Genomic DNA, 7,450 nt, shown 5'->3' on the forward strand with positions numbered 1-7,450 from the left:
CCTTAAGGGCGATCCGATGCCGCTTCTCGAGATCGAAAATCTGTCGGTCGCCTTCCCGTCGCGCAACGGCATGGTGCGGGCCGTCGACGGCGTCAGCCTCACGCTCGACGCAGGCGAGGTGCTCGGAATCGTCGGCGAGTCCGGGTCCGGCAAGAGCGTCGGCATGCTCGCGCTGATGGGCCTCGTTCCCCATCCCGGACGCGTTGACGCCGACAAGCTGCTGTTCGAGGGCCGCGACCTGCAGCGCTTGTCCGACCGCGAGCGGCGCGCGCTGACCGGCAAGGACGTCGCGATGATCTTCCAGGAGCCGACGACCTCGCTCAATCCCTCCTTCACCATCGGCTATCAGTTGGCCGAGACCTTGCGCATCCATGAGGGCATGGACCGCAAGGCGGCGCGACGGCGCGTGATCGAGCTCTTGGAGCAGGTCGGCATTCCCGCCGCGGAAAGCCGGCTGTCGGCCTATCCGCACCAGCTGTCGGGCGGCATGAACCAGCGCGTCATGATCGCGATGGCGATTGCCTGCAATCCCAAACTCCTGATCGCCGACGAGCCGACCACGGCGCTCGACGTCACGATCCAGGCGCAGATCCTGGATCTCTTGCTGTCGCTGCAGCGCGACCGCGGCATGGCGCTGATCCTCATCACCCACAACATGGGCGTGGTCGCGGACACGACCGAGCGGGTCGCCGTGATGTATGCTGGCCAGATCATGGAGCAGCGTCCGACCGAGAGCCTGCTCGCAGCCCCCCAGCATCCCTACACGGCCGCCTTGCTGGCTGCGCGCCCAGAGGTCAGCGACGGCGGGCGTCTCGCCACCATTCCCGGCGTGGTGCCCGGCGTCTACGACCGGCCGCGCGGCTGTCTGTTCAGCCCGCGTTGCGCCTATGCGACGCCGGTGAGCGACGACATCCGTCCCGAGCTGCGCCCCTGGCGCGATGGCCTGATCCGTTGCCATTATCCGCTCGGTGATCCCACGCGGGAGCAGCGCCTCGCCGCCGATCGCGATCGTGCCGGTGCTCGCGCGCACGAGGCTTCGTCATGACTGCGCTCGTCACCGCCCGCGATCTCAAGCAGAGCTACGAGGTCAAGCAAGGCCTGTTCCGCGCGCCGGCGCATCTGCAGGCGGTCGGCGGCGTCTCGTTCGCCGTCGATGCCGGCAAGACGCTGGCCATCGTGGGCGAATCCGGTTGCGGGAAATCGACCCTCGCCAGACTCGTCACGCTGATCGAGAAGCCGACCGCCGGCACGCTCACGCTCGATGGCCTCGACGCCGTCAATCCCCCCGCCGGCGCGGCGCAGACGTTGCGTCGCACGGTGCAGATCGTCTTCCAGAATCCCTATGGCTCGCTCAACCCGCGCAAGCGCGTCGGCGCCATTCTCGAAGAGCCACTGATCATCAATACCAGTCTGGGCCGCGGCGAGCGGCGGGAGCAGGCCCTCGACATGATGGCCAAGGTCGGCCTGCGTCCGGAGCAGTATGGCCGCTATCCGCACATGTTCTCCGGAGGCCAGCGACAGCGCATCGCGATCGCCCGCGCCCTGATGCTGCGGCCGAAGCTCCTGGTCGCCGACGAGCCGGTCTCTGCGCTCGACATGTCGGTGCAGGCGCAGGTGCTCAATCTGTTCGCAGACCTGCAGCGCGAGCTCGGCCTCGCCTACCTCTTCATCTCGCACGATCTCGGCGTGGTCAGGCACATCGCCGACGACGTGCTGATCATGTATCTCGGACTGGTGATGGAGCACGGGCCGAAGCAGCGCATCTTCGCGCGGCCGCTGCACCCCTACTCCCAGGCGCTGGTCGATGCGACGCCGGGTCTTGGGCGCAAACGTCAGCGCATCGTCCCCAAGGGCGAGCTGCCGTCGCCGCTCAACCCGCCCGCAGGCTGCGTGTTTTCGACGCGCTGCCCGCATGCAACCGATCTGTGCCGCACGCAGCGCCCGCCCCTGCGCCCGATCGACGGCCGCCTCGTCGCCTGCCATTACGCCGAGCGCTTCCTGGAGACGCAAGGGACCTGACGACCGCATTCACCCGGCCTGCATACTCTTGGCTGCTGCGCTGTGCCGGCCGATCAGACCGGCAACATCGAGCCCGGGGATGGCCCCATCGAGCACCGTCCAGCGGCCGCCGACCATCACGCGATCGGCGCGATGCGCGCCACAGAGCACCAGCGCGGCGATCGGATCGCCGGCTCCGGAGAAGCGCAACTCGTCGAGCTTGAACAGCGCCAGATCAGCGGCCTTACCGACCGCGATCTCTCCAAGCTCAGGTCGTCCCACGCAAGCCGCCGAGCCCTTCGTCGCCCACCGCAAGGCATCCTTGTGACTGATGCGGGTGACACCGTAGCGCGCCCGCTGCAGCAGGAAGGCGGCGCGCACCTCCTGCATCAGGTTGGAGCCGTCGTTGGACGCGGAGCCGTCGACGCCGAGGCCGATGCCGACGCCCGCCTCCTCCATCTCGCACACCGGGCAGCAGCCCGACGCGAGCAGCTGGTTCGAGCAGGCGCAGTGGCTGATGGTGGTCTTCGCCTTGCCGAGTCGCTTCATCTCGTCGGCATTGAAGAAGATGCCATGCGCGAGCCAGGTGCGCGGGCCGAGCCAGCCGTTCTGCTCGAGATAGTCCAGCGGCCGGCAGCCGAACATCGCCTCGCAGAAGCGGTTCTCGTCCTCGGTCTCCGCCAGATGCGTGTGCAGCCTGACGTCGAGCTTGTCGGCAAGCTGAGCCGTCTTCTGCATCAAGGACCCCGTCACCGAGAACGGCGAGCACGGCGCCAGCGCGATCTGCACCATCGCATCCGGTCCGCGCTCGTGATAGGTCGCGACCACGCGTTCGCTGTCGGCCAGGATCGTCTCCTCGTCCTGCACCACGCTATCCGGCGGCAGGCCGCCGTCGCGCTCCGACAGGTTCATCGAGCCGCGCGTCAGCAGCACACGGATGCCGAGCCGCTTTGCGGCTGCGACCTCGATGCCGACGGCATCCTCGAGACCGGCGGGAAAGACGTAGTGATGGTCCGTCGTTGTCGTGCAGCCCGACAGCATCAGCTCGGCCATCGCGAGCGTGACAGCGGCATCGAGCGATTCCGGCGTCAGCTTCGCCCAGATGGGGTACAGCGCCTTCAGCCAAGGGAACAGCTCGCGGTCCATCGCCGCCGGCAGCGCCCGCGTCAGCGTCTGGTAGAAGTGATGATGGGTGTTGATCAGGCCCGGGATCACGACATGGGCGCTCGCGTCGAACGCGACCGCTCCTTCTGTCACGGGCTCTTTCCCGGCGGCCACCAGCTCGACGATGCGGCCGTCCTTGACGACGACACCGCGCGCGGCGTCATCGGCCAGGATGGCGAGCGGGTCCTTGATCCAGATCGGCGTCGTGCTCATGGCTGTCTCGTCTCGCTGATTGCGCGGTCGTCTCGCTGACTGGCCTGCAAGCGCAGGGCCAGCGTCATGCTATTGCCAGTTGGCGTCGGTCTTGCAAGGATTTGACCTGCGATCCGCTGTGCGAACGAGCTTGCGTCACCATGGACCTGAACACCATCACCGAGGTCGTGCGCCCACGAACGCGGGCCGAGTTGCCCGCCTGGAAGGCAGGCGATGCCTGGCTGGCCGGCGGCACCTGGCTGTTCTCGGAACCGCAAGCGCAGCTGTCGCGGCTGATCGATCTCCGCGATCTTGCCTGGCCGCCGCTGACCATCAGCGATGACGGGCTCTGCATCGCCGCGACCTGCAGCGTCGCCGAACTGGATGCGCTGCCCTGCCCGGCCGACTGGATCGCGGCGCCGCTGATCGACCAATGCTGCCGGGCATTCCTTGCCTCGTTCAAGATCTGGAAGACCGCGACCGTCGGCGGCAATCTCTGCATGTCGCTGCCGGCCGGCCCGATGATCTCGCTGCTCGCGGCGCTCGAAGGCGTCTGCTTGATCTGGAAGAATGATGGTAGCGAGCAGCGCATGGCGGTCGTGGACTTCGTCACCGGCAACAACAGCAATTCGCTCGCGCCCGGCGACCTGCTGCGCCAGATCGACATTCCACTGACCGCACTGAAGCGGCGGACCGCGTTCCGCCAAATCGCGCTCAGCCCGGTCGGCCGTTCCGGCGCACTGCTGATCGGCACGCAAGGGCGCGACGGCGATCTGCTGCTCACCGTCACAGGCTCCACTGTGAAGCCCTTTCAGCTCCGCTTCGGTACCATGCCGGACGAAGCCGCGCTGCGCGCCAGCATTCTGAGCGACATTCCTGATGCGGTCTATCATGACGACGTCCATGGCAAGCCCGCGTGGCGCAAGGCGATGACGCTGCGCCTCGCCGAGGAGATCCGTGCCGAGCTCGCAGAGAGCGCGCGGCCATGAGCGTGATCGTCGACGGCAAGACCATCGAGTCTGCGCCCCGTCCCGGACAGTGCCTGCGCACATTCCTGCGCGACACCGGCCATTTCGGCGTGAAGAAAGGCTGCGACGCCGGCGATTGCGGCGCCTGTACCGTGCTGCTGGACGGCGAGCCAGTGCATTCTTGTTTGATCCCAGCGTTTCGCGCCGAAGGCAAGTCCGTCACGACGGTCGAAGGTCTCGCAAGCGAAGATGGCCTGCATCCGATGCAGCAGGCCTTCCTCGAAGCGCAGGCGTTTCAATGCGGCTTCTGCACCGCGGGCATGATCGTCACCTGCGCCTCGCTGAATCAGGCGCAGAAGAAGGACCTCGACGCGGCGCTGAAAGGCAATCTGTGCCGCTGCACCGGCTATCGCGCGATCGAGGATGCGCTGCTCGGCCGCGTACATGTCGAGGACGTCGCCGCCGGCGAAGCCTTCGGCCGCAGCCTGCCGGCGCCGGCGGGGCCGGATGTCGTGCGCGGCTTGGCGCGCTACACCTTCGACACCGCGATCGACGGCCTGCTGCACATCAAGCTCCTGCGCTCGCCGCATGCGCATGCGCGGATCATCGGCATCGACAAGGCTCACGCGCTGGCCGTGCCCGGGGTGCATGCGGTGCTGACGCATGAGGACGCGCCAGAGACGCTGTTCTCGACGGCGCGTCATGAGCAGAACTGGATGGATCCGGCCGACACCCGTGTGCTCGACGACACCGTTCGCTTCATCGGCCAGAAGGTCGCGGCGGTCGTCGCGGAGTCCGAGGCCGCCGCCGAGGAAGGTTGCAGGCGCCTGGTGGTCGACTACGAGATCCTGCCAGCCGTGATCGATCCCGAAGCGGCGATCGCGCCGGGCGCGCCGATCATCCACGCTGGTCGTGGCAGCGAGCATCGCATCGCCGATGTCAGCCGCAACATCGCCGCCAAGACCCATGGCGAATTCGGCGACGTCGCGGCCGCGCTCGCGTCGTCTGCCGCGACCTATGAAGGGACCTTCACGACCCAGCGCGTGCAGCACGCGGCGCTGGAGACCCATGGCGGTCTCGCCTGGCTCGACGATGACGGCCTGCTCACCGTCCGCTCCAGCACGCAGGTGCCGTTCCTGACGCGGCGGGCGCTGTGCGAGATCTTCGCGCTCGCGCCCGACAAGGTCCGCGTGTTCTGCGCGCGCGTCGGCGGCGGCTTCGGCGGCAAGCAGGAGATGTTCGTCGAGGACATCTTGGCGCTCGCGGCGCTGAAGACGGGCCGCCCCGTGAAGCTCGAATTCACCCGAGAGGAGCAGTTCATCGCGACTTCGACCCGGCATCCGATGCGCGTCACCGTCAAGGCCGGCGCCGACAAGGATGGCAAGCTGACCGCGCTGCAGCTCGACGTGCTCTCCAACACGGGCGCCTACGGCAATCACGCCGGGCCCGTGCTGTTTCATGCCTGCGGCGAGTCGATCTCGGTCTACAATTGTCCGAACAAGAAGGTCGATGGCCGCGCCGTCTACACCAACACGGTGCCGGCCGGCGCCTATCGCGGCTACGGACTGCCGCAGACCACTTTCGCGGTCGAGGCCGCCATCGACGAACTGGCGCTGCAACTCGGCATCGATCCCTACGAAATGCGCCGTCGCAACATCGTCAAGCCCGGCGATCCCATGCTGACGCCGCCCGGCTCCGACCACAGCGACGTGCTGTATGGCTCCTACGGTCTCGACCAGTGCCTCGATCTCGTCGAACACGCCATGGCCAAGGCCACGCCGACGCCGGACCTGTCGGACGAGTGGCTGACGGGCGACGGCATCGCACTGACCATGATCGACACCGTGCCGCCTGACGGTCACTTCGCCGACGCCACCATCAGCCTGTGCGACGACGGCGGCTTCACGCTCACTGTGGGCACCGCGGAGTTCGGCAACGGCACCAGCACCGTGCACCGCCAGATCGCCGCGACCGTGCTCGGCACGACGGTCGATCGCTTCACGCTCAAGCAATCCGACACCGCGCATGGCGGTCACGACACCGGCGCCTATGGCTCGACCGGCACCTTCGTGGCGGGGCGTGCGACGCAGGCTGCGGCCGAGGCGCTGGTCGAGCGAATCAAGAGCTTCGCCGCGGATCGCTGGACGGTCGATCCGGCTGACTGCCGGATCGCCGATAACGCTGTCAGTTGCGGCGCGCAGCGGCTGTCCTTTGCAAGCATCGCCAGCCTCGGCGGAGACCGCCTCACCGCAACCGGCAACTCGCAGGGCACGCCGCGCTCGGTCGCCTTCAACGTCCAGGGGTTTCGCGTGGCCGTGAACAAGCACACCGGCGTAGTCAGGATCCTCAAGAGCGTGCAGGCGGCGGATGCCGGCCGCGTCGCCAATCCGATGCAGTGCCGCGGCCAGATCGAGGGCGGCGTCGCGCAGTCGCTTGGAGCTGCGCTCTATGAAGAGATCGTCATCGACGACACCGGACGCGTCATCAATCCGCGCTTCCGCGACTATCATTTGCCGTCCTATGCAGACGTGCCGCGCACCGAGGTGCTGTTCGCTTCGACTAATGACAGCATCGGTCCGATGGGCGCGAAGTCGATGAGCGAGAGCCCTTATAATCCTGTCGCCGCCGCGCTCGGCAACGCCATCCGCGCCGCGACCGGCATCCGCTTCACCGCCGTGCCGTTCAAGCCGGACCGGCTGTTTCCACGTTTGCAGGAAAAGTTCGGCGGTTGAGCCGGGAGGGCAAGAACGTGGCTGCGCTATTGCTTGGGCCTGCGGTCGTAGGACCACCCGAACAACCCGCTGCGCTGGGTCTCGGGCTCCGGCTCGGCCGCCGGCTCCGGCACGGGTTGAGCGGCCGCCTGCGGCGGCGACACTGGCGCGACCGGCTTCGGAATGCTCTCGCACTTCATCGAATAGACGAGCTTGCCGTCCTCGGTGCGCCCAATCGGTGCGCAGGCATCAGCGCGCTTGGCGGCGGTCTTCGGTACAGGCGCCGACTGCGCCCAGGTGGCTTGCGTCAGGGCGGACTGCACCGCCACCAGAATGATCAGGCCCGATCTCTTCATCACAACTGCCTTGCTTTGCTGTCGGTGCCATTGAACGCAATCGTGTCGAGGAAGTCTATCG

General features: G+C 67.3%; 6 protein-coding genes. 4 read left to right on the forward strand and 2 right to left on the reverse strand.

Features of this window, described 5'->3' with window-relative positions; translation table 11 throughout:
- Positions 1-16 precede the first annotated feature (16 nt).
- Together ACVILH_RS34145 and ACVILH_RS34150 are read left to right on the forward strand one after the other, a co-directional pair.
- Positions 17-1,045, forward strand: a complete 1,029-nt coding sequence (locus tag ACVILH_RS34145) for an ABC transporter ATP-binding protein (RefSeq protein WP_456716822.1) — start codon at positions 17-19, stop codon at positions 1,043-1,045.
- Complete coding sequence (locus ACVILH_RS34150) at positions 1,042-2,019, forward strand: peptide ABC transporter ATP-binding protein (protein WP_456716823.1); 978 nt, start codon at positions 1,042-1,044, stop codon at positions 2,017-2,019. The genes ACVILH_RS34145 and ACVILH_RS34150 overlap by 4 nt, the downstream gene beginning before the upstream one ends.
- 9 nt (positions 2,020-2,028) lie before the next feature.
- On the opposite strand, the gene ACVILH_RS34155 is transcribed toward ACVILH_RS34150, so the two are convergent.
- Positions 2,029-3,375, reverse strand: a complete 1,347-nt coding sequence (locus ACVILH_RS34155; RefSeq protein ID WP_456716824.1) for an 8-oxoguanine deaminase — start codon at positions 3,373-3,375, stop codon at positions 2,029-2,031.
- Between the two features lie 140 nt (positions 3,376-3,515).
- Between ACVILH_RS34155 and ACVILH_RS34160 the strand changes: the two genes are divergently transcribed.
- Both ACVILH_RS34160 and ACVILH_RS34165 read left to right on the forward strand, forming a co-directional pair.
- Complete coding sequence (locus ACVILH_RS34160) at positions 3,516-4,343, forward strand: FAD binding domain-containing protein (protein WP_456716825.1); 828 nt, start codon at positions 3,516-3,518, stop codon at positions 4,341-4,343.
- Positions 4,340-7,054: a molybdopterin-dependent oxidoreductase gene (locus tag ACVILH_RS34165; RefSeq protein WP_456716826.1), complete on the forward strand. Its 2,715-nt coding sequence runs from the start codon at positions 4,340-4,342 to the stop codon at positions 7,052-7,054. Before ACVILH_RS34160 ends, ACVILH_RS34165 begins: the two co-directional genes overlap by 4 nt.
- 26 nt (positions 7,055-7,080) lie before the next feature.
- Here ACVILH_RS34165 and ACVILH_RS34170 read toward each other — a convergent pair whose 3' ends face one another.
- A complete protein-coding gene (locus ACVILH_RS34170; RefSeq protein WP_456716827.1) occupies positions 7,081-7,389 on the reverse strand; it encodes a hypothetical protein in 309 nt (102 codons plus the stop codon).
- Positions 7,390-7,450 lie beyond the last annotated feature (61 nt).

This window comes from Bradyrhizobium sp. USDA 4353, from assembly GCF_054063215.1.